We start from the raw sequence: 25921 nt of genomic DNA on the forward strand, positions 1-25921 counted from the left end.
AAAACATAAAAGCGATCAGCAAATGCTGACCGCTTTATTACTAAAATCTGGTGTTAAACAACTTTACTCGGCTTTTTCCTTTTTGTCAACCTTAATGGTCAACTCCTCTCCTTCTCCTACATAATCAGCCGTAATCACATCACCATCTGACAATTCTCCCTTGAGGATTTCCTCGGCCAAGGCATCTTCAAGATACTTCTGGATCGCCCTGTTCAAAGGTCTTGCACCATATTGTTGGTCATAGCCCTTATCCGCAATGAAATCCTTAGCCTTATCCGTCAGCTTTATGGTATAACCTAAGTCGGTAATTCTACTGAACAGCTTATTCAAACTGATATCTATGATCTTATGAATATGTTCTTTTTCCAAAGAATTGAAAACTACCACATCATCCAGCCTGTTGAGGAATTCCGGACTAAAGGCTTTCTTCAAGGCGCTTTGAATGGTGGATTTCATCACCTCGTCCATGCTTTGTTGCTTGGCTTTGGAAGCAAATCCAATACCCGCTCCAAAGTCCTTCAGATCTCTCACCCCGATATTGGAGGTCATGATGATAATGGTATTTCTGAAATCCACTCTTCTTCCAAGACCATCAGTCAAAATCCCGTCATCAAGGACTTGAAGTAGAATATTGAATACATCCGGGTGTGCTTTTTCAATTTCGTCCAACAAGACTACAGAATAAGGCTTTCGTCTGACTTTTTCCGTCAACTGACCGCCTTCTTCATATCCCACATATCCCGGAGGTGCTCCTACCAGTCTGGACACGGAGAATTTTTCCATATACTCAGACATGTCAATACGGATCAAAGAATCTTCTTTGTCAAAAAGATAGGTTGCAAGAATCTTGGCCAATTCTGTCTTTCCCACACCAGTTGGTCCAAGAAAGATGAATGAGCCAATCGGCTTTTTGGGATCTTTCAGACCTACCCTTGTTCTCTGAATAGCCTTTGTGAGTTTTTTAATGGCCTGCTCTTGCCCAATTACCCTTCCTGAAAGTTCCTCGCTCATATTCAAAAGCTTTGCTCCTTCATTTTGGGCAATTCTTTTGGCTGGAATTCCGGTCATCATGGCGATCACTTCAGCCACATTTTCTTCTTCCACAGTGTAGCGCTTGGTCTTGCTCTCTTCCTCCCATCGGGTTTTGGCATTTTCCAGCTGCTCCAACAATTTCTTTTCTTTATCTCTAAGTTGTGCGGCCTCTTCATATTTCTGGCTTTTCACAACCCTGTTTTTCTCTACTTTGATGTCCTCTACTTCCTGCTCCAGTTTGAGGATTTCCTCAGGCACATGGATATTGTTGATATGTACCCTTGCTCCTGCTTCATCCAAAATATCAATGGCTTTGTCAGGCAAGAACCTGTCAGAGATGTATCTATCAGATAATTTTACACAAGCATCAATCGCTTCATCTGTGTAGATAACATTGTGATGATCCTCATATTTGTCTTTGATGTTGTTTAGAATCTGTATCGTTTCTTCAGGTGAAGTAGCGTCTACCATTACCATTTGGAATCTTCTTGCCAGAGCACCGTCTTTTTCTATGTACTGTCTGTATTCATCCAATGTGGTAGCTCCAATACATTGGATTTCTCCTCTGGCCAAGGCTGGCTTGAACATGTTGGATGCATCCAAAGAACCGCTTGCCCCTCCTGCACCGACAATGGTATGCAGCTCATCGATGAAAAGGATCACATTAGGTGATTTTTCCAGTTCATTCATGACCGCTTTCATTCTTTCCTCAAATTGTCCACGGTATTTGGTACCGGCCACTAGTGAAGCCAAGTCAAGCGTTACTACCCTTTTGTTGAAAAGCACTCTCGATACTTTCTTCTGTATGATCCTCAGGGCAAGACCTTCCGCTATGGCTGTCTTACCTACTCCCGGCTCACCGATCAGTATGGGGTTGTTTTTCTTTCTTCTGGAAAGAATCTGTGCTACCCTTTCAATTTCTTTTTCTCTACCAATGATAGGGTCCAATTTGTCATCTTCGGCCATTTTGGTGAGGTCTCTGCCAAAATTATCCAAAACAGGTGTTCTGGATTTTTCTCCTGATGTTTTGGATGAACTTCCGGAAGAGCTACCTGATGATGAACCGAAAAGCTTGGAACCATCCTCATCAGGATCATCTGCCTCTGCTTTGGACCTTGGTCCTGAATCTGTTTGGAATTCCAGCATCTCTTTTACCGAATCATAATTGGTGTCGAACTTGTGTAGTATCTGTGTAGCAATATTGTCTTCATCACGAAGTATGGAAAGCAACAAGTGCTCCGTACCTATCAGTTGGCTTTTGAAAATTTTTGCCTCCAGATAAGTAATCTTCAATACTTTTTCGGATTGTCTTGTCAAAGGAATATTGGCAAGATTTTTCACATTGTGATTGGCAGTGCCTTTTACAGCCCTCTCAATAGAATTGCGGAGCTCATCTAATGGAACTCCCATTTTTTTCAATATGGAAACAGCCACTCCTTCTCCTTCACGAATCATACCCAGCAAGAGGTGCTCTGTACCAATGTAATCATGCCCTAACCGTAGCGCTTCCTCTCGGCTTAGGGAGATCACCTCTTTGACCCTGTTTGAAAATTTTGCTTCCATTTATATCCTTTCTGATTTGATTTGAAATCTGTATTAATGTTACCTAATTTGTTTTAAAAACACAATCCATTTAACGAATGTTCAATCATTTTTTTTTGAAGCCCTAATTATTGAGGGTGCTTCCGGACCTTGACAAAACAACAAGTCGATAACACTCAAATTTGGTACAAAGTCTAGACCAAAAAGCTGATTGTACGGGGAAGGCCTGTAGATTTCACGGCTTTTGTAATCTTCTTTTGCCTTGATAACTCCCCTCAAATCCCTGAGACCATGATTTTCTCCTGCTTCACTCAATAGCTGCACCTGGATATTGGTCTTCAGTAATTTCAGACAAACTGTCAGTAGCTTCAAGTTTAAATCCATCAGAAAAGGCACATTTTGTCTGAATACCTGCTCGAAATAAGGAAAATAGAATTCAAAAAAAGGCGCTTTACCGTATGCGGATTGTATACCTCTCAAGTGAATATTGAGCCATTTTTGATGGTAATCTATCCTGATGTCTCTGTAAGGCTTTTGTTTATTGCCTTCATATACGGGAACGGAAAGTGTTTCGGTTTTATTGGCCAATAGCACAGAAGTTCTGTTTCTATAACTTTGTTTCCTGAAATTCTCACAATCGTCTATCACCAATACACCTTCCCCTTCTATGGCCGTAAAATACTCAATATTAGGCAGGTAATACAGTTCTGTTAAAATTCCCATTCTGTGTAATTTATTGGACAAATATCAATAAATGTCCTCTATAGGCCCTAGTCCTTCCCGCACTATTTCTATTGCCGGACCAGTGCAGTCCAACACTGTAGACGCTACGTTATTGCCATACCCTCCATCAATCACCACATCTACCAGGTCCCTATATTTTTCATAAATCAGTTCGGGGTCCGTACTGTACTCGACCACTTCATCTTCATCATGAATAGAAGTAGTCAAAATAGGGTACCCCAGTTCTTTCACCAAAAGTCTGGGAATCGAATGGTCTGGGACCCTGATACCAACGGTCTTTTTATTGCTGTTCAGGATTTTTGGAACCGAATTGTTTGCCTCCAAAATAAAGGTATAGGGTCCCGGAAGTGCCTTTTTCATAACTTTAAAAACCGGAGTACTCAGAGCACGGGTGTATTCCGATATGTTGCTCAGGTCATAGCAGATAAATGAAAAATTGTGTTTTTTGGGCTTAATCCCTTTGATCTGCGCGATCCGCTCTACGGCTCTTTGATTGTGAATATTACACCCCATACCATACACTGTATCAGTAGGATAGATGATCACTCCTCCATCTCTAAGTATTTCCACTATCCTTTCAATTTTTTTGATTTCAGGATTTTCGGGATAAAGCTTGATGAATTCTGCAGGCATAAGACTTGGATAAAAATTGAGAAAATAATGCTAAATGTAACCAAAATCCAGTTTTTGGCAATTGAAAACCATCACTTAAGATACAATTATTCAACTTAAAGAATCCCTAAAAAGTTTGATAAACTCCTCCACAATAGGGATATCTGCCTCTGCCCAATCAAGATTCAGTAGTTCAGAAGGTGATAGCCATGCCGCACTTTTATGTTCTTTTAAAGAAAGTTCTCCTCCCTTATAATGACACAGAAAAGGGATCAAAACAATTTTTTTCTTCTTGGGATACTGATGCACGTTGGGTGATAACTTTTCTAAGACATCAATATCCAAATTCAGTTCCTCTTTCACTTCCCGAATCAGGCATTCCTCCTCATTTTCAGAGGATTCCACTTTGCCACCGGGAAACTCCCATTTGAGTGAAAGATGCATTTTTTCGCTTCTTTGGGCAGCCAAAACCCTGCCTTTATGGACAATGATGGCACAGGTTACCCGTATTGGTTTTTCCATAGATTCAATTCTTGACTAGCCCCTTGAACAAAATTCTCTATTTTTGCCGTTATTCCTTTGGTTAAGCTAAAATTATGTTGGGAGATAAAAAAACCAAATTCCTGCTCATCTTTATTGTCACTTTCTCGGTACTGTTGACATCTTTATCCTTTTATTTTTATCAGGCTTTTTTCAGTCCCAATGCACTCGTGGACAAAGAACAGGGAAGAACCATTAAAATACCAAGTAATGCCACTTTTCAGATGGTGGTAGACACATTGTATCAAAATGACATCATCAACGACGTGGTATCTTTTAGCTTTGTCTCTAAAATGATGAAATACCAGGAAGCTGTCAGGCCCGGTCTCTATACCATTTCTCCAAAAACCAATAACATCAACCTGGTAAGGATGCTGAGATCAGGTCAGCAGACACCTGTAATGGTTACTTTCAACAACGTAAGGATCAAAGAGGAACTTGCCGAAAAAATCAGCCGCAATCTGGAAATCAGCGAGCAACAATTCATGGATTTGCTCACTGACTCTGTATATATCCGGAAATTCGGGTTTGAAGAAGAAACCATCATGTCCATGTTCATTCCAAACACTTATGAAGTATGGTGGAACACCTCAGCAGAAAAACTTTTTGACAGGCTTTACAATGAATACAATAAGTTTTGGACGGAAGAACGAAAAAACAAGGCAAGTCAATTGGGGTTGAACCAAACGGAAGTTTCTACCTTGGCCAGCATAGTACAAGCTGAAACCCAGATGGCTGATGAAAGGCCCAGAGTTGCTGGAGTCTACCTCAACAGGCTTAAGATCAATATGCCCTTGCAGGCAGATCCTACCTTGGTATTTGCTGTGGGAGATTTTGGTATAAAAAGGGTTCTCAATGTCCACAAAGAAGTAGACAGTCCTTACAACACTTACAAATACACAGGTTTGCCTCCCGGCCCTATCAACCTTCCTGAAATCTCCGCACTCGAAGCGGTACTCAATTATGAAGACCATACCTATCTATATTTCTGCGCCAAGGATGATTTTTCGGGCTATCATGCATTTGCTACCAGCTTCAATGAGCACCTGAGCAATGCCAGAAAATACCAGTCAGCCCTCAACCGATCCAAAATCTATTGATCATGTTTGAAGCCTCTACCCAAGTCCGAGTCAGATACGCCGAAACCGACCAAATGGCCTATGTTTACTATGGCAACTATGCCATGTATTTTGAAGTTGCAAGGGTGGAAGCCCTCAGAGCAGCTGGTTTTTCTTACAAACAAATGGAAGAGGACGGGGTTATCATGCCGGTATTGGAGCTGCATACTCAATTCATCAAACCAGGCAAATATGATGAGCTTTTGACCATCAAAACCCGAATCCCTGAAATGCCAGGAATAAGGATCAGGTTTGAATATGAAGTATTCAATGAAGCAAACGAACTGCTTACAAAAGGCTGGACTACATTGACCTTTTTGAAAAAAGACAGTCATAGACCCTGTAGACCTCCCCAATATTTACTAGATTTATTGCAACCGTATTTTGATTAATCGATTTTTCAGTGAAAAAATGGATACGCTTATTTTCCATCAAGTTTACCAGAAAGGCAAAGCTTTTGAGGAATATCCACTTTGGAAATCCTGATCAGAATGTCTATGATGTAAGTAAGATTTTCCTTGAGCAAATCAGAAAGGATGAAATCAATGAAAGAGCTGGCGCCATGGCCTTTAGCTTTACGGTAGCCATGTTTCCATTATTGCTTTTTCTACTCAACATCATTCCCTACATCGGTCTGTTTTTTAAAAATGTGACTACCCAAAACATCCTGATGTTTATCAATGAATTTATCCCAGAAAGCATCTACCAAGAAGCTGAAGCTACCATAATGGACATTGTCAGCAGGCCTCGGCAGAGTTTGCTCTCCATTGGTTTTTTCCTAGCACTTTTCCTGGCTACCAACGGGGTAGTATCCATGATGAATGCCTTCAATGCGGTATATAGGACCAAAGAAAACAGGAGTTTTTGGCAAACACGACTGATCGCAGTGAGTATTGTCACCGTATTGGTATTGGCCATTTGTGGCGCAGTAATCATCATGATATTGGGCAGTAGTGTGCTTTATGCCATTTCCGAATGGGAAATCGTTTCCAGCAACCTTTATTACTACATGTTGACGGCCTTCAGGTTTATTGTTCTCCTTTCTGTTTTTACAGTGGCCACAGCATACATATTTCGGTTTGCACCTGCTGTACATGACAAATGGAAATTTTTCTCAGTAGGCTCTGTTACAGCGGGTTTTTTGATCAATTTCGGCTTTTATCTTTTCTCTTTTTACCTGAATAATTTTGCCACATACAACAAACTTTATGGTTCCATAGGGGCGATGATTGCCGTCATGCTCTGGCTTTTTATTACCTCACTGATTATCTTAGTATGTTTCGAAATCAATGTCAGCTTGGATAAAGCTGCTGACAGAAGGTGGTTTTCCAAAGCTTTAAAAAGACAAGCGAAGTGATTTAAATCATATTTTCAGGTCATTTTCATCAGGAAAATCACCTTTGACCTCTCCTAATTTTGGGACCTCAAACAATACGTCTATGCAATCTAACAAAAGCATTTTTATAGCTACAGCAGAGCCATTCAGTGGCAAATCCATCGTCGCATTAGGCCTAGTTGACATGCTTCTGGCGCGCACCCAAAAAATAGGCTACTTCAAGCCCATCATCAATCAGGAACCAAGCGTAAAGCCGGACAGTCATATTGAAACCCTTATAGGACATTTCAATCTCCCATTACAAATAGAAAAAACCTTTTCTTATACCCGGGAGCAAGCTAATATCCTAGCACAATCGGGCATGCAAAATGAAATCATCGACACCATCATTTCCAAATTTAAAAGCCTGGAAGCTGATAATGATTTCACCATAATTGAAGGCAGTGATTTTTTGGGCGAAGGGACTGCTTTTGAATTTGATGCCAATTTGGCCATAGCAAAAAACCTAAACACACCTGTAATCATTGTAACCTCAGGCGACGGAAAGTCTATTTCACAAATTTGCAGTGCTGTCAATGTCACCATCAACAATTTTCTCCAGCGTAAAGTAAAGGTGATAGCTGTGGTAATCAACAAAGTAGACCAAGCTGATCTGGAGCAGGTAAAATCAGCCCTTATTCAACAAGTGAAACCTGAGATTCAGATCGCAGTGATTCCAAAAATAACAGCACTGAAAAGTCCCTCTTTAAGGGAAGTAAAAGAGCATTTGGGTGCTGAAATCATGTTTGGAGAAGAGCAAATGAACAACCGTGCGGACCACTTCATCTTCGGGGCAATGCAAATAGGAAACTTTCTCAATCACATTAAGCCCAATGTATTGATTGTGACTCCAGGTGACCGATCTGACATATTATTAGCTACTTTGCAGGCAAGCCTATCCAAAAATTATCCTAAAATCGCTGGAATTGTGCTTACTGGTGGCTTTGAGGTACCTGATTCAGTCATCAAACTGATTCAGGGGACCAATACCCTTATGCCTATTTTAAGAGTTGAGGAGCCTTCATTTTATGCTGCGACCAAAGTAGCCAATATCCACTCCAAATTCAATCCTTCCAATCCTGAGAAAATACATATGGCCATCAATACTTTCAGAAAGTATATGGATATGGGAAAATTGGAAAAAAACATTGCCTCCTTCAAGGCCTCAGGCATGACTCCGAGGATGTTTCAATACCAACTGGTAAGCTGGGCAAAGAGCAAAAAGAAGCACATCGTACTTCCTGAAGGAAATGACGACAGAATACTAAAAGCCGCAGACAGACTGGTGCGCCACGGAATAGTCAACATCAGCCTTTTAGGGGACAAAGACGACATTATTTCCTCCATAAACAGGCTAGGATTGAGTCTTGGTCAAGACAATTGCCAGATCATCAATCCGCAAGACTCCCCTTTTTTTGAGGATTATGCCAACACCCTCTTTGAACTTAGAAAAGGAAAAAACATGCCTATTGGGGTGGCCCGCGACTTAATGACCGATGTTGCTTACTTTGGTACCATGATGGTTCATAAAGGACATGCTGACGGAATGGTTTCGGGTGCGGCACATACTACTGCCCATACCATCAGACCGGCCCTTCAATTTATCAAAACAAAGCCAGGAATCTCACTGGTTTCATCCGTTTTCTTCATGTGCCTACCTGACCGTGTCACCATATTTGGAGACTGTGCGATCAATATCAATCCATCGGCTGCTGAACTGGCAGAGATTGCCATTTCTTCAGCAGACACCAGTGCCAAATTCGGAATTGAACCGAGGGTGGCCATGCTCTCCTACTCCTCAGGAACTTCAGGATCAGGTGAAGATGTGGAAAAAGTGAGACAAGCCACAGAAATAGTGAAAAGCAAAAGACCTGATATAATGGTAGAAGGCCCTATACAATATGATGCTGCAGTGGACCCTACAACTGGGAAGCAAAAAATGCCCGATTCGAAAGTAGCAGGAAATGCCTCTGTACTGATCTTCCCAGACCTCAACACCGGCAACAACACTTACAAAGCCGTGCAGCGAGAGACTGGAGCCATTGCCATTGGCCCAATGCTACAGGGAATGAACAAACCTGTCAACGACCTCAGTAGAGGCTGTACAGTAGATGACATCTATAATACAGTAGTCATCACTGCCATTCAGGCGGAAGAAGGGTGAAGGGAAAAATTTAGTGAATAGTGAATAGTTATTTGGTTAATGGTTTATAGTCAACAGTCAATGGTCATTGGTTTATAGTTAATGGTTAATGGTTTTAAGTCGGCTGACCCTATTCTTATTTCTTGTCTCTCGTCTCTCGCATCTCGCTTCTTGATTCTCACATCTCTCATCTCACATCTCTAAATCATGAAAATCCTCGTACTCAACTCCGGAAGCAGCTCTCTAAAATACCAACTGTTTGATATGCCCAATGAATCACCCATTTGTTCGGGTTTGGTTGACAGGATTGGATTGGATCAATCCACTTTAAAACACAAGATCTTTAAAGATGGAGGGGAGGAGGTTTTTCAAATATCCCAACCAATCAAAGACCATGAAGAAGGACTTCAACTTATCACAGACCTTTTGGTAGATGGTGAAAAAGGGGTTTTGACCAGCATGGAGGAAGTTGAGGCCATAGGTCATAGGGTGGTGCATGGAGGAGATCAGTTTGCATCCACTACGATCATCACGGATGAAGTAAAGCAAAAAATTGAATCACTCATAGAACTGGCCCCTTTGCACAATCCGCCAAATCTGTTGGGAATCAAAGTAGCAGAAAGGATTTTCCCAAAAGCCAAACAAGTGGCTGTTTTTGATACTGCCTTTCATCAGAGCATGCCTGAAAAAGCATACAGATATGCTATCCCAAATGAGTTTTATACCGAGATGGGAATCAGAGCGTATGGGTTCCATGGAAGTTCGCACCAATATGTCAGCAAAATCGCATTTGAACTTTTGAATAAGCCCGATGCAAAGATCATCACCATCCATCTTGGAAACGGAAGCAGTATGGCAGCTGTAAAAGGTGGAAAATCCATGGACAACACCATGGGACTGGGACCAATGGGGGGCTTGGTCATGGGTACCCGATGTGGAGACATTGATCCTTCCATTATTTTCTACTTACTTAATCAAAAAGGCTTCTCTCCAAAAGAAGTCAATGAGCTTCTCAATAAGAAAAGTGGACTTTTGGGAATGACCGGATCAAGTGACATGCGGGATGTAAAAAATGCAATCGAAAAAGGAAATAAAAATGCAACTTTGGCTTATGAAATTTACGCTTACCGAATCCAAAAGTATATTGGGGCTTTCACTGCTGTAATGAATGGATTGGATGCTATAGTTTTTACCGCGGGGATTGGAGAAAATGATCCTGACATGAGAGCGGCAGTATGTAAAAACATGGATTACTTCGGAATTCAGGTGGACAATACAGCCAACCAAAAGCATTCTTCAGAAATAAGGGAAATCAATCCTTCCTCTTCCAAAACGAAGGTATTTGTCATTCCTACCAATGAAGAACTGGAGATAGGGCAACAGACCTACAGAATCGTAAAGGGAGAAAAAATCTAATTACTTTTACGCCTTTTAAGTTTTTATGAATTTTTCAAAACACAGGCTGTTTTCAACTCCTTGGTACTGACCATAATTGGGAATTTGTAGGTATCCATTTTTCTGGTAAAGAGCAATGGCTTCCGGTTGATTCACCCCAGTTTCTAATATACAAAAATCATAACCCAACTCTTCCGCCCAAATTTCCAGTTCCATCAATAGGCCACTCGCTATGCCCTTTCCTCTACAATCCGGTTTGACAAACATGCGTTTGATTTCCATACGTTTTTCATCATACTTTTTTATTGCTCCGCAAGCCACAGGGCTGCCAGAAAGGTAGGCAATCACGACATGCTCGATTTTATCCAGCTTATTGAACTGATCATAAAATTCGTGATCGTCCCCGTCTCTAACGGCAAGTTCTTTGTCCAAATCTATCACAAGCTCAATAAAATCAGGATCAATCGCTTGAGTTCTACTAATTTCTATCATATTGACTTAATTATTGAGAGGGAAGCATATTTCTTTGACTTTTAATAAATTATCAAGGTATAGCCAATTCCTTTTATTCCAAAATATATCTCAAATTAGCCCTAAAAAACAAAAAGGCCATCCCAAAAGGGATGACCTATAGGTGACAAGCAACAGACCATGAAGTTAGAAGCCCAACCCTACTGCCATGGCTGTAGCCTGCACATTGAAGTCCGACACTTTACTTGCTTCACCTGTTGACAAATCAATGCTATATACACCTGTCATTCCGTCTACAGTAAGAAGAGCAAATGCCATATCTGACATACCTCCAATGTCAAAACCATTTTCGGCTGTAAATTCCACTCCAAGTGATCCGATCTCTACCAAGCCTCCATCATTAGGTGGATCTTGTCTGTATAGCATTCCATTATTGCTATCCAGCACAAAAAGAACTGTAGTCTCTGCTGTAGGAATATTGTTTGTATATGCAGCGCCATTTATGAATGGGGTACCTGGATTTAGGTTGCCATCCACTGCCACTACCGTACCCAGATCTGGATGCAATCTCAAATTTTGTCCTGTATTGCTGACCAACCTTATTCTGTCTACAGTAGGGTTGAAATCAAAACCGAAACTTTCACCTTCAAGCATCGGGGATAGCCCATCTCCTACAGCCATCAAACTACCATTGGCTGTATTGACTGTAAACATTCTGCTTTGATTAGAGATCGCGTAAAGGGTCGCATTAGCAGGTCTAAAATCCAATCCTACTATCGTCTCTCCTTCATTCAATCCATCCAATGCCACTGCATTGCTACTTGGACTCATAGGGTTAAATCTCTCCAACATGTTTCCAGAAGTAGTAGCAAAAGCTACAGGGTCGGTTTTGAATGCAATTCCCAAAACAGCATTCCCGAAAGTACCTACCCATTGGGCAGCACCTGTTTCCAGATTGATGGTGTATAACCTGGATTCTCCTTCATTCAAAGTAACTGCAAGGGCAGCACTGTTATCAGGGTTGATATCAAAATTACCCATACCCATAAAATCAACACCCAGATCTCCAACTTCCTGAAGTCCACCATCATTTGGCGGGTCTTGGATAAAGAGCTTATTTGCAGAAAAATCAATATCATACAAAGCTGTAGAGGATGCTCCGGCCACGGAATTAGTGTAGGCAACTGCTCCAATCATAGGATCATCTCCTCCACTGATCATTCCGTCTTCAGCTACTACTGTACCAAGTTCCGGATGAAGACGCAAATTTTGACCACTTGCAGTCACTAACCTGATCCTGTCTACAGTTGGGTTAAAATCCAAAGAGGCATTGTCACCATCTATGGCAGGAGAAAAAGGTCCTTCACCTAAAGCTGTTGCTTCTCCGTTGTTTTCATTGATCAAGTAAAGTCTACTGGAGCTTCCCAATCCGTAAAGTTGTCCCGTAGCTGGTCTATAATCAATACTGACTATCATTTCACCGCTTTCCAAACCTGTAATAGACTTGGAATCCATAGGTGAATCCAAGTCACGGGCATTGAACATCATAATCCTGTTGTCATCAGACAAAGCTGTAAAATTCACATCAGGTGCCATTCCCGGCATAGGATCATCATCTACTGGAGGGATTGCCGGGTTCTCATCATCATTGCAAGCAAAAGTGAAAGCTGCAACTAAAATCATCATAAGCCTTGTGGCTCTTAAGGAATTAAAATAATTTTTCATGCTTAGTTGGTTTTAGTAATGACATAAATTACGATGCAGCCTTTCAAACTGGATTTATCAAAATGAAAAAAATCTCATTTCGTCTGAAAAAAATTTCTTAAAGGGTTTAAAAAAAATGGATACAATATATTATATGTATATCCGCAATTATACCAATAACCAATTTAAATAAGGCTTAGATCAATCCGATACTTATAGATATTGGATATTCATGGATAACTTGTCCCGGTTTATCGGGATTGGCTAGAAATCATAGGTTTATTCCATTATTTAGATTCTACTTGTAAGTAAGCGAATAATCATAATATATTATTCACAAAAATCAAAAAAACTATACGTTCTAAAAAAAGTAATACAAACATAGAATTATACCTTAAATCCATTTTGCACTACTTTTGCAAGCTTTAAAATATGATCGATACAGGAAACGCAATTTTCAAAGACAATGTGCCCCCAAAAATCAGGGAAATCAGTATAGAGGCTTTAAGCTACTATCCTGAGCTCAACAATCATAGGATAGAATTTGTCATCAATGACAACATAAGGAAATCAGTAATGCAGGCTCAACCCAAGTTTGTCACCATGCTGGGATTTTCATCCAGAAGTTACTTGATCAAAATAAGCAAATGTTTCAAATTGAAAGGCAAAAGTATTCCTATCGAGCAACTGCCTGAAGACGTGCTTTTGGGTTGGATCGGCCACGAACTCGGGCATGTTATGGATTACACCCATAAAAACACTTGGTCAATGATTCTTTTTGGAATCGGTTATCTTACCTCTAAAAGTTTTATCATTTCGGCAGAAAGAGCTGCAGATACCTATGCAGTCAATCATGGCTTGGGAGAATATATCCTCAAAACCAAAGATTTCATCCTCAATCAGGCAGGCATGAGCCCTAGGTATTTGGATAAAATCAATAGGTTATATGTCCCGCCGGAAGAAGTAATGATGATGATGGAGGATATTGGAAAGGCTTAAATGCTTTCCAATATCCTAATATAAGCCTAGAGTTTTTCAATAAATTCCTCCCATTCCTTAAAGTCCTTCTCCTTCATGACGCGAGGGACTTTTACCTGTCCTCCTTTTTGCTTGGTTTCTTCTGTCCATTTTTGGAAATAAGCATCAGGAACAATTTTGACTTTTACTCCCTTCAGTGCCTTGCTCCTGGCCACCCTATAATTTTTATTATTCTCCTGTAGAATTCCATCCAGCTTTTGGGCAACTTTTTCCTCATCGAAAGCACAGTCGCCCGAATGTCCTAAGTACCAGGAATGGTAATAATCTCCGTCTTCTTCCACTGCACTTACGGTAAACTCCTTGATGTCACAGCCAAATTCCTCATCCAAGTCTTCCATAGCTTTGTTCATCTGTATCACAGAAAGGTGAGACCCTACCACATTTAGAAAATGCTTTGTTCTTCCTGTGATTTTTATTTCTGCACGGCTTTTATCCGTAAATGCGATGGTATCACCAATCATGTACCTCCAAGCGCCAGAAACTGTGGATATAATCAGAACATAATCCACTCCTTCTTCGACTTGCTCAATGGTCAATGGTTTTACATCTTGCTTTACAGAACCATTTTCATCCATATTGCCCGGTGTAAACGGGACAAACTCAAAATAAATCCCATTGTCTGTAATCAAGGCCATGGCATCTGTTTCCTTTCGGATCTGAGTGGCAACATACCCCTCTGAGGCCAGGTAAGTATCAATCACGATGATAGGTTTACCGGTGATTTTCTCAAAGCTTTTTCTGTATGGTTCAAAAGCAACACCCCCTGAAGTATACACCTGAAAGTTAGGCCAGATATCGTGTATCGTGTCTACCCCATGGTATTCAATGACTTTTTTCATCATCAGTTCGATCCAGGAAGGAATTCCTGAAATCCCACCGATATCCCAATTATGAGCCTCCTTGGCCAATGCCTCGACACGCTCATCCCAATCGTGAATAGAAGAGATTTCTTTTCCAGGTCGATAAACCCCTTCAAACCAAAAAGGAATCTGACTTGCAGATATCCCTGATATTTCCCCTTCAAAATGACCATTGACTTCCTTTAAATTGGTACTGCTTCCAAACATCAGGATTTCCTTTTCAAAAAATTCAGCAGGCAGATCAAAGTCGGCCAAAGCTTTTATTTGCTGTAGCCCTCCCTTTCGAATTGCCTTGATCATCTCATCGGTTACGGGAATATGTTTCTTTGAGCTTGTTGTGCCACTGGAGACAGCAAAATACTCAACTCTCCCCGGCCAGGTAATATCAGAAGCCCCATCAATCACCCGTTGCCACCACCTTTCTCTAAGTTGATCATAACTGTGGTAGGGAACCTTTTCAGAAAAGGCTATTCTTGGGTCATCATTTTCCAAAAGCTTTTTGAATTCGTAGTACAGACCAAAAGATGTATCCTTTGCCTCACTCAGAAGTTCCTTCAAAACTTCTTTTTGAGCATCTGCATGATCAGAGTTGGTAAAAATCCTGTCAGCAGTCTCCACTGCTTTCTTAATAATTTCTCCTATAAGTGCCATAAAATTTAAATGTTAAAAAAAGGTCTTTGTTTTTAAATTGAAAAACAGACCATTGTATTCCAATGAAATTCTTTAATATAAATGAATCAAAGACCGAACCATTGTAAAATCAAATCTTGAAATACCTAATCCTTAATTAAGTTTACCTAGGATAATTTTCATAATCCAAAATGGATTTAGACCTTTGCTTTGAATAAGATTTGTAAATAGGGCCTTATGCTCAATAACAAAAGTATTAGTTTATCGCGTTCTTTATTTGAAAAAAGTGAAGTCTTTCATTCAGATATTGGTTTAATCTGAGCTCCGCATTCAGGTTTTTTGCTTATAAAGTATTATGGCGCTGAAATTGATAAACACCTAAAGCAAAAGACCAAGAGGTATAGGAAACTTTTCTAGTTAAAAAAAATGGACAGGGTAATCACTATAATTGTAACATATAACGGATCAAAATGGATTCGTAAGTGTCTACAATGTGTATTAAATAACACTACAAAAACAGACATCATGATACTGGACAATAATTCCAGTGACAATACACTTGATGTGATTGATCCTTTTCTTGATAAAATCGAACTGATCAAGTTACCTTCTAATCTAGGCTTTGGAAAGGCTAATAACATCGGTATTCAAAAAGCATTGAATAAAGGATATTCACATGTTTTTCTTCTTAATCAAGATGCTTATGTACAACAAGATACAATCGCCAAACTATTGGCGACATCTTCCCAAAACCCCGAATATGGTATTATTAGCCCTCTTCAACTAAAAAATTCCGAAGATGAACTTGATGAGGTTTTCAGCAATCAGGTAAAAAAACATTATCAGCCGGATATTGATCAACTTAGAGAGGATTTAAGTAAAAAGAATATTTCAGAGGTTAAAGAAGTCAAGTTTGCAGGTGCTGCTTCTTGGTTTATGACCTCTGAGCTTTTAAAAAAGGCTGGATTGTTTCACCCCAAATTTTATCATTATGGAGAAGACAATAACCTTGCTGCAAGAGCTCAATACTTTGGTTTTAAAGTCGGGATTCAGGTGTCCACTTCGATAGTACACGATAGAAAGCCAAGGGTTGCATCAAAATATCTACCAACCAAACTAAGAACCTTTCCCCTCCATTTTTTACTCGATATCAGGAAGCCTTTTTTAGTTGCCTGGTTAGTAGGCTACTACCAATTGATTCATATCTGGACCAAGCTCCAAAAAATCAGTGGAAAAAAATATGAAAGCCTATTTTTAGAAACCAAAAATTGGTTCTTTGCCCATGTAAAGGAAGCAAAAATTATTAGAGCCGAACTCAAAGAAGGATATAAATAATTATAATTTTCCCTTAGAATGTGAGTAAGCACTCAGTTGATCTTTTTATCATTAATTTGCATTGAATGTGAAGTAGTTAAAAAATATTTAACTTTTTTTAGAAAGATGTGCAACCTATTTTTGAAAAGCTGTATCTACCTATTTGAAAGCCAACCAAAATGCTATTTAAGAAAACTTTTACCACAGAAAGAGATTTGCTCAAAGGCTGTCTAAAGGGCGAAAGAAAAGCCCAACAGCAGCTCTATGAGCAATATTCGGGGAAGTTTCTTGCCATTTGCATCAGGTATGTCAAAGACCGTGACCTTGCGGAAGATGTCATGATTGAAGGCTTTATGAAGATCTTTGAAAAACTTACCCAATTTGAGGAAAAAGGAAGCTTTGAAGGATGGATGAAAAGAATCATCGTCACCCAATCCCTGCTGACCTTGAGAAACAATAAAAACCTCAACATGGAAGTGACAATGGACAGCACACTTCAGGTTTCGGATGCCATATATGAACTCACACATCTCGAAACCAGTGAACTGCTCGAGCTCATCAAAGAACTTCCAGTGGGATATAGGACGGTATTTAACCTCTACGCTATTGAGGGATACAGTCATGCAGAGATTGCAGATCTTCTAGGAATTACGGAGTCTACTTCCAAGTCCCAGCTCAATCGAGCAAGAAATGTATTGAAACAAAAAATAGCCGATCAACAAATAAAAGAAAGGAGAATCAATGGCTAATAATGAAAAAAACTTTGACCAATTTTTCAAAGAAAAATTGGAAAAACATCAGGAAAAACCATCGGCACTCGCTTGGGAAAGACTGGAAAGTCAGCTGCCCAAAAAAGAAAAGTCCGGATTTTATCCATTCATGAGCATTGCAGCAGCAATCGTGTTGCTTTTAGCAGCCGGAATAGTCTTGCTCAATTGGTCCGGTGAATCTCCGGAAACAAAAGACCAGGTAGCCGAACTTCAACCAAACGAATCCAAAGACTCAGGCCATTCTGCTGATACTTCTTTAATGGAAACAGAAGAAAACACAGGAGTAATTCCTGAGCCAAAAGAGAATAATGGAACAGAGCATAAGCAGGAAAGAAAAACAACCCATCCACAAAAAGGGAATGTTTCTACTCCTTCCTTTCAAGAACCAAGTTTCGACAAAATGGTAGCAGAAACCAGGAACGGGGAAGACAAGGTCCTTCCGATATCCATAGAAGTGCCCGAAATCAAACTTCCCGAACCTAAAATCACAGAAACCATTGCCTTGAATACTGCTGTAGAAGAGGAGCCTGTATACAAAGTAACCATCAAATCCAGAGGCTTGAAAGAAGAGGCTCCTAAACAGGGACTGATAGGGGAGCTGGAAGAAAAAGTAGAAAAAATAGAGGGAATCTGGAACAAACTGGGTCAGGGATTTGCAGACCTGCAGGATGCAAAAGAAAACCTGTTTGCCAATAACAATCCCCGAAGAGAAAGAAGTAAGTAACCAACTAAAGAAAATAACACACCCATGAAAAAATACATTTTATTGTTTTGCTTGCTCGGTTTGGTACAGTTTGCATTTGGCAGCTCAAGCGACATGTATCAAGCCCAAAACGACTCTATCATTGTAGAGTTTGGCAAATCCGGCAAGATCATACTTGTCATAGACAACAAGGAGGATTTTGAAAGACTCAAAAATATGAATGTCAATCAGATCATCAGAGAACTTGATCTGGAAGTAGATGAGCAGACAGGCGAACTGGTAGTAGTAGAAGTGCAGGGCAAAAAAGGAAGCCGTGAAATTGTCCGTGTAAGGGAAGATGGCCCCGAAACAGAAGTTCACATCGGAGGCATCAAAATCTATGTGGATGAGTCAGGCAAAGACACCAAGGTAAAAGTAGAAACAGGATCAAGAAGAAGATTAGACCCCCCATTTAGGACATACTTCAACCTGGATCTGGGTATCAACAATTACTTGTCCGCTGGAGAAACCAGTACAGGCAGCAGCACAGGAGCACCTGCTGTCAAAGGTTGGGGCAGCTGGAATGTAGGCCTCAACTGGATGGCAAGCCAAAGGCTCAGCAAGGGTTTCCACTGGGATCTGGGCTTGGGAGTACAGTGGTACAATTTCAAGTTTGAAAACAGAGACATTCAGGCCATCCGTGGTGATGGGGACATTGAGTTTATCCAAAGGACAGATGTCAACGGGTTCAAGAGTAAAATTTCAGCCTCCTACTTGACAGCCATGAGTTTATTCAAACTGGACTTTGGCCAGATGAATGATCAGGGGAAAAGAGGATTTAGGATTGCAGCAGGCCCTTATGCCGGCTATAGATTGGGAGGAAGAAGCAAGTATGTATACAGAAGCCTTGAAGGCGGCGGAAGAAGAAAAGATTTTGAGACTGTCGGTACACATCTCAACAACTTCAGATATGGCATCAGGGGTGAGCTCGGCGTAGGCCGCGTCAACTTCTTTACTACCTATGACCTGAACACGCTTTTCAGAACAGGTTCCCAATACGAACTCAATCCTATTGCATTCGGAATTATTTTCTAAACCAACAAACCTAATTCTACGACAATGAAAACGAAACTGATTTTTTTCGCAGTCCTCCTTATGACATCTACCCTGGCCTTTGGTCAGGGAGATACAGAGGAAAAAGAACAAGAGGAAACCTCTAAAAAAGCCGTCACGGTATTCTCCATCTTCGACACGAGGATAGAAATTTCTAAAAACAAAGAAGGAAGAAGAGTTTTCGAATTTTACTCCAGCCCCAAGGTGTACGAGGGTGAAGAATTGGAAAAATACATCAAAAAAGCAAATACCCATAGTACTGATTTGCAATTTGATCTGGGTATCAACCAGTGGATCGGAAGCTCAGATGCACCGGAAGTCCGTGCTTGGGGAAGCTGGAACCCCGCCATCAACTTTGACTACACTTACAGACCAGGTAAAAATTTTCGCTTAAAAAGTATGATTGGAGTGAGTTGGTACAATTTTAAGTTTGAGGACAGAAACATTCAGGCCCTTAGAGGTGACGATAGGATTGTATTTGAAAACTTCACACCGGGAGGAGGTACCAAATCCAAAATCTCAGCCTCCTACCTCAATGCCGGACTTATTCCGACCTTCACAACCGGAAACGGAAAAATCAGAATAGGTGCAGGTCCATACGTCGGCACAAGATTAGGCGGCAGAGGAAAGTTTGTTTACAATAATGATCAGGGCAGAAGAACCAAAGAGTTCCAGAGAACCAATTTATATGTCAACAACTTCAGGTACGGGGCCAGATTAGAAGTCGGCGTGGCCAACGTGGATCTATTTATGAATTACGATTTGAATGAGATGTTCCAAACGGACAGGGGACCTCAGGTCAACACCATAAGTTTCGGAATCATACTTTAAAAACTTTAGCTATGAAAAATTTAACAGCACTACCCATTTTATCTCTGTTCCTTTTTGGAATGGTTTTTACCGCCAAAGCACAAATGAAAACCTTGGTGGATGTAAACAAATCCTACACGGGCATCAACCGGATCGAAGTAAATGGAGGCGCCTTGGAAATAGAATACGAAGGCAGTCCAAGCTTAGAGGAAATCAATGTAGATGCCTTTTTGGAATCAAACAACCATGAGCAGGACATTATATTTGTGACTGTAGGAGAAGTGCTTAAGATCTCCCACAAAGTCAACAATTCCAATTCTGGTTGGAGAAATATGAGAACCAAAGGACATATCAAAATCAGGGGTCCTAGAGATATGGAATTGGAAATGCGAGGTGGCTCAGGCAAAATCCTTGTAGATAATGTTACGGCAGAAAATACAGGTCTGACTGTAGGCTCCGGTACAATTGTAGCAAGAAATATATCAGGAAACCTGGCAGCTAAGGCTGGATCAGGAAATATCACCCTAAAGAATATTAAAGGAGACGTAGATGGAAGTGTAGGTTCAGGTAAAACAAAAATTGAAGATGTGATCGGTAATGTCAGCTTTTCTTCCGGTAGCGGAGGTATCAATGCCCAAAATGTGGATGGGTTGATTCATGTAAGCCTATCTTCAGGACATGCTAAACTGGAAAACATTGGTGAACTTGGACATCTCAAGCTTTCTTCTGGCAATCTGAACGCAAGCAATGCAGGACTTGGCCCTAATACCAGCCTGAGTGGTTCATCTGGAAATTTCAGGATTCAGACGCCTACCAACCTGAAGGAGTTCAATTTCTATATGAAAGCTACCTCAGGTAATATTACTGTTGGTAATTCTCGAGGAGGCAGATCTCTGACGCTTGATAATGGTGCTGCACACGACATCAAAGGAAGTATCACCTCGGGAAATATATCTATAGAAAATTGATTTCTAACCTTTATTAACTTCTGCTTAAAAGGTCAGAAAAGGACTGATAAAACCTGCCAGATCTCTTTCTGGAAAGATGAAGATTACTGCGTGAATGCTCAAAACCTAACAGATTTAATCTGACCCATTAACTTGAGTAAACAGAACTACTTTGAAAAAGCTCTCAGTCAGAGAGCTTTTTCCATTTTCATTAATCACCGATTTTTCCCGCTCTTAGATTTTAAGACTTCATTCTGTTAACATTTTCCTAGTTTATTGTTTTATAAGCATCACGAAATCACAATCCTATGACTCCTATCAAAAAAGAAAATCTGAAACAGGAAATATTTGACCTATATGACCAGTACTGCCACAATGTAATTGACAGACGCAGTTTTATGAGTAAACTCAGCGCATTTGCTGTTGGGGGATTGACTGTTTCGGCATTGATGAGTTACCTTTTACCCAATTATACAGAGCCCAAAAGATTTGATCTGGATGACCCGAGGGTAGATGCTGAGTACTTGGAATATGATTCACCAAAAGGAGCCGGAAAAATGAAAGGCCTTCTAAGTAAGCCAAAGGGAAACAAGGGCAAACTTCCTGGAATCATTGTAGTTCACGAGAATCGTGGTCTCAATCCTTATGTAGAAGACACTGCACATGAAGCTGCTACAGCTGGATTTATTGCTTTTGCCCCGGATGCTTTGACTCCATTTGGAGGCTACCCAGGCACGGACGATGAAGGCAGGGAAATGCAGGCCAAGCGTGACAGAAATGAGATCCTGGAGGATTTTATCGAAGGATATGAATTGTTGAAAAACCACCCTGAATGCAATGGAAAAGTGGGTGTGGTAGGGTTCTGTTTTGGCGCCTGGGTGTCCAACATGATGGCCGTAAGACTTCCTGACTTAGGCGCTTCGGCACCCTTTTACGGAGGTCAGGCACCAGTGGAAGATGTCCCTTCCATCAAGGCTCCATTGCAGTTACATTTTGCGGAATTAGATACAAGAGTCAATGCCGGATGGCCGGATTATGAAGCGGCTTTAAAAGAGCATGGCAAAGAATATGAGGCGCATTTTTACCCCGAAGTCAATCATGGCTTTCACAACCACTCTACCCCAAGGTATGACGAGGAAGCTGCCAACCTGGCCTGGGGAAGGACCATAGATTTTTTTAAAAAGAACCTAAAGTGAAATATGGACCAATAAATAAATGGTTTGAGTAAAATCGATATGTATGGATATTGCTTCTAAAGCGATGTTTAAATCAAGGTTAAAATGCCTTTTGGTGAGAAAACGGAAAATCAAATATCCCAATATCAATTTAGTATCTTATAATATCTAAAACCTTTAAAACCTTTCTAGTTTTCCCCTGTAAAAGCATCATATCCATTGACTTTTAGGTATTCAACCAATTTATCTGGTTGCTTACCATAGGCTGAAAGATCCAATATTTCAATTTTTCTAAAATCAACCGGATGACTTTCGCTTTGAAGAGAAATGTAACCTGAGTCCAACAGTTTTCCGCCAACTTTGACTTCCGGATCATAGGGGTTTACATTCCCCCCTCCTATTTGCGGTTTTTCATAACTCATCACAGATCTTCCTTCCAAGATGTGATGAACTATAGAATCTCCTAAAACCATAAATTCAGCAGTCACCCACTGATCTCCATGATAAGTCCTGGAATTGGAGTTGATGCAGTGAGGCTCAAATAGTTCTCCATTGATGACCACATGTGTGCCAGGGGTACATAGATTGCTGGTAGTTCTGTCATTTGTGCCATCACCTCCCAATAGCTGACCTTCTACAGAAATCGGGAAGTCCTGATCTTTAAGCATGGTCTTGGGATCTTGGGAATGCAACATGGCACCGGAATTACGGTATGCCCAACCTTCACCACCGGGAGCCTGTTCTCCCACAAACCTATACTCTACCCTAAGAACATAATATGAAAATGGATCCTTATAAAAAATATGCCCATACTGTTGATCAAAGGCCTCGTATCCATCATACCTGACTTTCATCAGCCCCTCTTCTACCCTAAAAGTATTTTTGAAATTTTCCCCCAATTCATGTTTTGAAATTTTGATGATCCAATCGTCCATATCTTCCCCATTGAAAAGTTGTTTCCACTCTGGCGCTGTTGTGGTTTCCGCTTTTTCTTGAACTTGCCTCTGGCCGCATGAGGCCAGAAAAAGGATAAATACCAAAAGATAGGAATGGGTAATCTTCATCGTTAATTTGGGTTTAGGTGTAATTAGTGATTTTTTAGAAAATTTATAAAAGCCTCCAGTCTAAATACTTCATTTCAATACTTCATGGCATTTTTATCTCCATCACCAAAGGTAAATGGTCTGAGTAATCTACTGGAATAGTTTGCACAGAGACTACTTTTATCCCGCTATTTTTGGGAACCCAGAAGTAGTCAATCCTGATTTTGGGATTTTCACTGGCATAGGTGTTCTCGGGATTATCAACCTCCACTGCTGCGTCTTGAAAATATTCCCTCATCAAGGCATAACCTCCCTCATCCGATTCAAAATTGAAATCTCCAGTGATGATAACAGGGTAATCTAAATCTTTAAAATACTCCAATATGGTTTTCACTTGAGCTGCTCTATTGATAGGACTTTCGTGGCATAGATGTGTCCCCGCAAAAGCCAATCTATTGCCACCATCAAGATCTACATGTGCTACCGCCATACTTCTGCCTTCACCTCCTTCGGGAACCGGCAAACTTACAGACTCAAACTTGGCTTTGTTTTTGGTCAAAACTGCCTCTCCATATCCGCCTTCACTGAAGTCTATTGCCTTGGCGAAATGACCGTTCATGGAGGTTGTTTCTGCCCATGTCTTGGTCAGGTCCAGTTTTTCACCGGCAAAATTTGCCGTTCTTTGTGTCATACTGTCCACTTCCTGCAAGGCAAGAAAATCAGGATCTATATCTTTGATTAAACTTGATATCTGTTCAATATTCGGAGAACCAAGCTGATAGGGATTTTCTCCATGATAAATATTGTAAGACATCAATCTGATCAGATTACCTTGGGCAAATAGCATGGGAGAAGCGAATGTAAGGAAACATAGAGTAGCCAAAATGGCTAGTATTTTCATTTGGCTGTGCTTACAATTCCTAAAACTGATTCAAATGATTTTCAAACTAGGTAAAAATCAATGAAAATGTAACATGTCTGAAAACAAAATCCAGAAATAGGTTAATTTAATATCAAGTAGTTCATGGCTGAGCACTTAGCTTTGTTCCAACAAACCCAGAATTTATGAATAAGCTTTTTTCGACATTCCTACTTATTTTATTAACAATCCAATTTTCCGGTCAGGCCCAAGAGTCAAGAACAGATTGGTGGTCTGAGGCCAGGTTTGGAATGTTTATCCATTGGGGACTTTACAGTGGCGCAGAAGGAATCTGGAAAGGTGAAAAGCACCGACATTTCAACAACTATGCAGAATGGATCAAGTACCGAAACAGGATTTCAAATGAGGAATATGGAGAATTGGCAAAACGCTTCGTTTGGGAGGATATTAATCCAGAAGAATGGGTAATACAGGCTAAAAAAGCCGGGATGCATTATATCACTATTACGGCCAAACATCATGATGGCTTCGCTCTTTGGAATACCAAAGTAGGCAACTACAGTTTCAAGAATTATGATCCGGAAAGCAGGGATATCTTGGCAGAGTTGGCCGCTGCATGCAAAAAACATGACATGAAGTTGGGCTTTTACTATTCCCATTGGGTGGACTGGGAACACCCTTATGGCTGGGACCATAATAGAGAACTGACCCAAGACCTAAGCGATGAGCAATTTGACGAATACTGGCAGGAAAAAGTCATCCCACAGCTACGGGAATTGCTGACAAATTACGGAGATGTGGCTTTGCTATGGTTTGACATGTGGCTTGGCCACGAGGAGACTATAGTTCAGGAAAAGCAATTGCGGCAGGTGATCAGTTTGGTCCGGGAATTACAACCCAATTGCCTGATCAATTCCAGATTGGGTCTTCCGGTAAGTGATCCGGACATTGACTACGAGACTATGGGAGACAATCAGTTGGGAGCTGTATATCAAAAAAATCCTTGGCAGACCCCTGGAACCATTGCCCATTCTTGGGGATATCATGCTTTGGAAAATGACTGGAAATCCAGCAATCAATTACTTCAGGCCCTGATCAACAATGTCAGCCTCAATGGTAATTTTATGCTCAATATTGGACCAAGGGCTGACGGCAGCCTTCCTTATGAATCTGTGTCCAGGTTAGATGATATGGGTAGATGGCTTGAAATCAATGGTGAATCCATTTACGGTGCAGGAGGATTGGAATTGAGGCCAAAGCAACATGATTGGGGAAAGATTTCCTTTAAAAAAGAGCAAGGAAAAGCGAAAGTTTTTCTTCACGTATTCAATTGGCCCTTGGATAAAAACCTAAGAATTACCGGAATTACTTCCAACCCGACAAAGGCCTACCTCTTGGCAGATAAGCTTCAAAAACCTTTAGATTTCACCCAATCCGGCCCATTGATTCACATTCATTTACCTTTCAGACAACCTGATCCATTTGTATCTGTAGTGGTGCTGGAGTTTCCGGACAATGTTAACCTGGCCAAAGAACTGGCAGCAGAATCCAGCTTTGGAGGGATTGCCCTTCATGCCGGAAATACTTTGGAAGAAAACCTGGAAATCAGCAGACTGGAGGCTCCAAACAGAATGGTTTCACCGGAACACCTCAATTTGAAAATGGACCAGCAAATCAGCTGGAGAGTCTACATTGCTGAAGCAGGCAATAAAAAATTAAGTATTTCATTTGCCAATCCCAGTGGAAAAGAAATAAAGGCCGAGATTCAAGCCATTGATCAAAAGCGGGAAGTCAGTTTAGCCCCCACAGGAAAAGTTGTGGTAGAGCCCAATCAAAACTATTATACAGAAGAGTTTGTGGATCTATCTTTGGGAGAAATGGAATTCAATGAAGTTGGGTATTATACCATCAAATTCAAGGTTCTGGATAAAGCTCCAGACCCTGTTCGGTTCAATAGAATTTGGATGGAGTAAAAAAACCCAT

At 40.7% G+C, this 25921-nt stretch carries 23 protein-coding genes; 14 read left to right on the forward strand and 9 right to left on the reverse strand.

Features of this window, described 5'->3' with window-relative positions; genetic code table 11:
• Window positions 1-63: 63 nt before the first annotated feature.
• The 4 genes from EGN73_RS05250 to EGN73_RS05265 form a co-directional block, all read right to left on the reverse strand.
• Window positions 64-2595, reverse strand: coding sequence for an ATP-dependent Clp protease ATP-binding subunit (locus EGN73_RS05250; protein WP_219287466.1), 2532 nt, complete (start codon window positions 2593-2595; stop codon window positions 64-66).
• Window positions 2596-2676: 81 nt separating this feature from the next.
• Window positions 2677-3297 carry a WbqC family protein gene (locus EGN73_RS05255; RefSeq protein WP_219287467.1) on the reverse strand — a complete coding sequence of 207 codons (621 nt, stop codon included), beginning with the start codon at window positions 3295-3297 and terminating at the stop codon, window positions 2677-2679.
• A 24-nt stretch (window positions 3298-3321) separates the two neighbouring features.
• Window positions 3322-3951: an L-threonylcarbamoyladenylate synthase gene (locus EGN73_RS05260; protein WP_219287468.1), complete on the reverse strand. Its 630-nt coding sequence runs from the start codon at window positions 3949-3951 to the stop codon at window positions 3322-3324.
• A gap of 90 nt (window positions 3952-4041) precedes the next feature.
• Window positions 4042-4452: a (deoxy)nucleoside triphosphate pyrophosphohydrolase gene (locus EGN73_RS05265; protein ID WP_219287469.1), complete on the reverse strand. Its 411-nt coding sequence runs from the start codon at window positions 4450-4452 to the stop codon at window positions 4042-4044.
• A 74-nt stretch (window positions 4453-4526) separates the two neighbouring features.
• Between EGN73_RS05265 and mltG the strand changes: the two genes are divergently transcribed.
• The 5 genes from mltG (at window position 4527) to EGN73_RS05290 (ending at window position 10522) form a co-directional block, all read left to right on the forward strand.
• Window positions 4527-5570, forward strand: coding sequence for an endolytic transglycosylase MltG (mltG, locus tag EGN73_RS05270; RefSeq protein WP_219287470.1), 1044 nt, complete (start codon window positions 4527-4529; stop codon window positions 5568-5570).
• A 2-nt stretch (window positions 5571-5572) separates the two neighbouring features.
• Window positions 5573-5980, forward strand: a complete 408-nt coding sequence (locus tag EGN73_RS05275; protein WP_219287471.1) for an acyl-CoA thioesterase — start codon at window positions 5573-5575, stop codon at window positions 5978-5980.
• A gap of 11 nt (window positions 5981-5991) precedes the next feature.
• Window positions 5992-6945: a YihY/virulence factor BrkB family protein gene (locus EGN73_RS05280; protein WP_219287472.1), complete on the forward strand. Its 954-nt coding sequence runs from the start codon at window positions 5992-5994 to the stop codon at window positions 6943-6945.
• 82 nt (window positions 6946-7027) lie between these two features.
• A complete protein-coding gene (pta, locus tag EGN73_RS05285; protein ID WP_219287473.1) occupies window positions 7028-9127 on the forward strand; it encodes a phosphate acetyltransferase in 2100 nt (699 codons plus the stop codon).
• 186 nt (window positions 9128-9313) lie between these two features.
• Entirely contained in the window at window positions 9314-10522 is a 1209-nt protein-coding gene (locus EGN73_RS05290) for an acetate/propionate family kinase (RefSeq protein ID WP_219287474.1), read from the forward strand.
• Between the two features lie 15 nt (window positions 10523-10537).
• Here the strand turns inward: EGN73_RS05290 and EGN73_RS05295 are convergent, their stop codons facing one another.
• Window positions 10538-10993 (reverse strand): GNAT family N-acetyltransferase, encoded by a 456-nt coding sequence (locus EGN73_RS05295; RefSeq protein WP_219287475.1) that lies wholly within the window; start codon window positions 10991-10993, stop codon window positions 10538-10540.
• 165 nt (window positions 10994-11158) lie between these two features.
• A complete protein-coding gene (locus EGN73_RS05300; protein WP_219287476.1) occupies window positions 11159-12697 on the reverse strand; it encodes a DUF4394 domain-containing protein in 1539 nt (512 codons plus the stop codon).
• Between the two features lie 411 nt (window positions 12698-13108).
• Between EGN73_RS05300 and EGN73_RS05305 the strand changes: the two genes are divergently transcribed.
• On the forward strand, window positions 13109-13675 hold the full coding sequence (locus EGN73_RS05305; protein WP_219287477.1) for a M48 family metalloprotease: 567 nt from the start codon (window positions 13109-13111) through the stop codon (window positions 13673-13675).
• A gap of 26 nt (window positions 13676-13701) precedes the next feature.
• Here EGN73_RS05305 and EGN73_RS05310 read toward each other — a convergent pair whose 3' ends face one another.
• Entirely contained in the window at window positions 13702-15225 is a 1524-nt protein-coding gene (locus EGN73_RS05310) for a GH3 family acyl-acid amido synthetase (RefSeq protein ID WP_219287478.1), read from the reverse strand.
• 405 nt (window positions 15226-15630) lie between these two features.
• Here EGN73_RS05310 and EGN73_RS05315 point away from each other — a divergent pair, with 405 nt between their 5' ends.
• The 7 genes from EGN73_RS05315 to EGN73_RS05345 all read left to right on the forward strand — a co-directional run bounded on the left by EGN73_RS05315 (window position 15631) and on the right by EGN73_RS05345 (window position 22036).
• Window positions 15631-16539, forward strand: a complete 909-nt coding sequence (locus EGN73_RS05315; protein WP_219287479.1) for a glycosyltransferase — start codon at window positions 15631-15633, stop codon at window positions 16537-16539.
• A 158-nt stretch (window positions 16540-16697) separates the two neighbouring features.
• Window positions 16698-17267, forward strand: a complete 570-nt coding sequence (locus tag EGN73_RS05320; RefSeq protein ID WP_219287480.1) for an RNA polymerase sigma factor — start codon at window positions 16698-16700, stop codon at window positions 17265-17267.
• The gene (locus EGN73_RS05325) at window positions 17260-18012 is read left to right on the forward strand and encodes a hypothetical protein (protein WP_219287481.1); all 753 of its coding nucleotides are present in this window, start codon (window positions 17260-17262) and stop codon (window positions 18010-18012) included. Before EGN73_RS05320 ends, EGN73_RS05325 begins: the two co-directional genes overlap by 8 nt.
• Before the next feature lie 24 nt (window positions 18013-18036).
• A complete protein-coding gene (locus EGN73_RS05330) occupies window positions 18037-19065 on the forward strand; it encodes an outer membrane beta-barrel protein (RefSeq protein ID WP_219287482.1) in 1029 nt (342 codons plus the stop codon).
• Between the two features lie 24 nt (window positions 19066-19089).
• On the forward strand, window positions 19090-19914 hold the full coding sequence (locus EGN73_RS05335) for a hypothetical protein (protein WP_219287483.1): 825 nt from the start codon (window positions 19090-19092) through the stop codon (window positions 19912-19914).
• A gap of 11 nt (window positions 19915-19925) precedes the next feature.
• Window positions 19926-20861, forward strand: a complete 936-nt coding sequence (locus EGN73_RS05340; protein ID WP_219287484.1) for a DUF4097 family beta strand repeat-containing protein — start codon at window positions 19926-19928, stop codon at window positions 20859-20861.
• 287 nt (window positions 20862-21148) lie between these two features.
• A complete protein-coding gene (locus EGN73_RS05345) occupies window positions 21149-22036 on the forward strand; it encodes a dienelactone hydrolase family protein (protein WP_219287485.1) in 888 nt (295 codons plus the stop codon).
• A 167-nt stretch (window positions 22037-22203) separates the two neighbouring features.
• Here the strand turns inward: EGN73_RS05345 and EGN73_RS05350 are convergent, their stop codons facing one another.
• Complete coding sequence (locus tag EGN73_RS05350) at window positions 22204-23079, reverse strand: 3-keto-disaccharide hydrolase (protein WP_219287486.1); 876 nt, start codon at window positions 23077-23079, stop codon at window positions 22204-22206.
• Between the two features lie 82 nt (window positions 23080-23161).
• A complete protein-coding gene (locus EGN73_RS05355) occupies window positions 23162-23959 on the reverse strand; it encodes an endonuclease/exonuclease/phosphatase family protein (RefSeq protein WP_246611477.1) in 798 nt (265 codons plus the stop codon).
• Between the two features lie 164 nt (window positions 23960-24123).
• Between EGN73_RS05355 and EGN73_RS05360 the strand changes: the two genes are divergently transcribed.
• Window positions 24124-25911: an alpha-L-fucosidase gene (locus EGN73_RS05360; RefSeq protein WP_219287487.1), complete on the forward strand. Its 1788-nt coding sequence runs from the start codon at window positions 24124-24126 to the stop codon at window positions 25909-25911.
• Window positions 25912-25921: the final 10 nt, after the last annotated feature.

Source organism: Arthrospiribacter ruber, from assembly GCF_019343195.1.
In the GTDB taxonomy this organism is placed as follows: domain Bacteria; phylum Bacteroidota; class Bacteroidia; order Cytophagales; family Cyclobacteriaceae; genus Arthrospiribacter; species Arthrospiribacter ruber.

What these genes read in the sequence shown, in the direction of transcription:
- EGN73_RS05250 (WP_219287466.1), bottom strand. Translation starts at nt 2,595, where the DNA reads ATGGAAGCAAAATTTTCAAACAGGGTCAAAGAGGTGATCTCCCTAAGC.
- EGN73_RS05255 (WP_219287467.1), bottom strand. Translation starts at nt 3,297, where the DNA reads ATGGGAATTTTAACAGAACTGTATTACCTGCCTAATATTGAGTATTTT.
- EGN73_RS05260 (WP_219287468.1), bottom strand. Translation starts at nt 3,951, where the DNA reads ATGCCTGCAGAATTCATCAAGCTTTATCCCGAAAATCCTGAAATCAAA.
- EGN73_RS05265 (WP_219287469.1), bottom strand. Translation starts at nt 4,452, where the DNA reads ATGGAAAAACCAATACGGGTAACCTGTGCCATCATTGTCCATAAAGGC.
- mltG (WP_219287470.1), top strand. Translation starts at nt 4,527, where the DNA reads ATGTTGGGAGATAAAAAAACCAAATTCCTGCTCATCTTTATTGTCACT.
- EGN73_RS05275 (WP_219287471.1), top strand. Translation starts at nt 5,573, where the DNA reads ATGTTTGAAGCCTCTACCCAAGTCCGAGTCAGATACGCCGAAACCGAC.
- pta (WP_219287473.1), top strand. Translation starts at nt 7,028, where the DNA reads ATGCAATCTAACAAAAGCATTTTTATAGCTACAGCAGAGCCATTCAGT.
- EGN73_RS05290 (WP_219287474.1), top strand. Translation starts at nt 9,314, where the DNA reads ATGAAAATCCTCGTACTCAACTCCGGAAGCAGCTCTCTAAAATACCAA.
- EGN73_RS05295 (WP_219287475.1), bottom strand. Translation starts at nt 10,993, where the DNA reads ATGATAGAAATTAGTAGAACTCAAGCGATTGATCCTGATTTTATTGAG.
- EGN73_RS05300 (WP_219287476.1), bottom strand. Translation starts at nt 12,697, where the DNA reads ATGAAAAATTATTTTAATTCCTTAAGAGCCACAAGGCTTATGATGATT.
- EGN73_RS05305 (WP_219287477.1), top strand. Translation starts at nt 13,109, where the DNA reads ATGATCGATACAGGAAACGCAATTTTCAAAGACAATGTGCCCCCAAAA.
- EGN73_RS05310 (WP_219287478.1), bottom strand. Translation starts at nt 15,225, where the DNA reads ATGGCACTTATAGGAGAAATTATTAAGAAAGCAGTGGAGACTGCTGAC.
- EGN73_RS05315 (WP_219287479.1), top strand. Translation starts at nt 15,631, where the DNA reads ATGGACAGGGTAATCACTATAATTGTAACATATAACGGATCAAAATGG.
- EGN73_RS05320 (WP_219287480.1), top strand. Translation starts at nt 16,698, where the DNA reads ATGCTATTTAAGAAAACTTTTACCACAGAAAGAGATTTGCTCAAAGGC.
- EGN73_RS05325 (WP_219287481.1), top strand. Translation starts at nt 17,260, where the DNA reads ATGGCTAATAATGAAAAAAACTTTGACCAATTTTTCAAAGAAAAATTG.
- EGN73_RS05330 (WP_219287482.1), top strand. Translation starts at nt 18,037, where the DNA reads ATGAAAAAATACATTTTATTGTTTTGCTTGCTCGGTTTGGTACAGTTT.
- EGN73_RS05335 (WP_219287483.1), top strand. Translation starts at nt 19,090, where the DNA reads ATGAAAACGAAACTGATTTTTTTCGCAGTCCTCCTTATGACATCTACC.
- EGN73_RS05340 (WP_219287484.1), top strand. Translation starts at nt 19,926, where the DNA reads ATGAAAAATTTAACAGCACTACCCATTTTATCTCTGTTCCTTTTTGGA.
- EGN73_RS05345 (WP_219287485.1), top strand. Translation starts at nt 21,149, where the DNA reads ATGACTCCTATCAAAAAAGAAAATCTGAAACAGGAAATATTTGACCTA.
- EGN73_RS05350 (WP_219287486.1), bottom strand. Translation starts at nt 23,079, where the DNA reads ATGAAGATTACCCATTCCTATCTTTTGGTATTTATCCTTTTTCTGGCC.
- EGN73_RS05355 (WP_246611477.1), bottom strand. Translation starts at nt 23,959, where the DNA reads ATGAAAATACTAGCCATTTTGGCTACTCTATGTTTCCTTACATTCGCT.
- EGN73_RS05360 (WP_219287487.1), top strand. Translation starts at nt 24,124, where the DNA reads ATGAATAAGCTTTTTTCGACATTCCTACTTATTTTATTAACAATCCAA.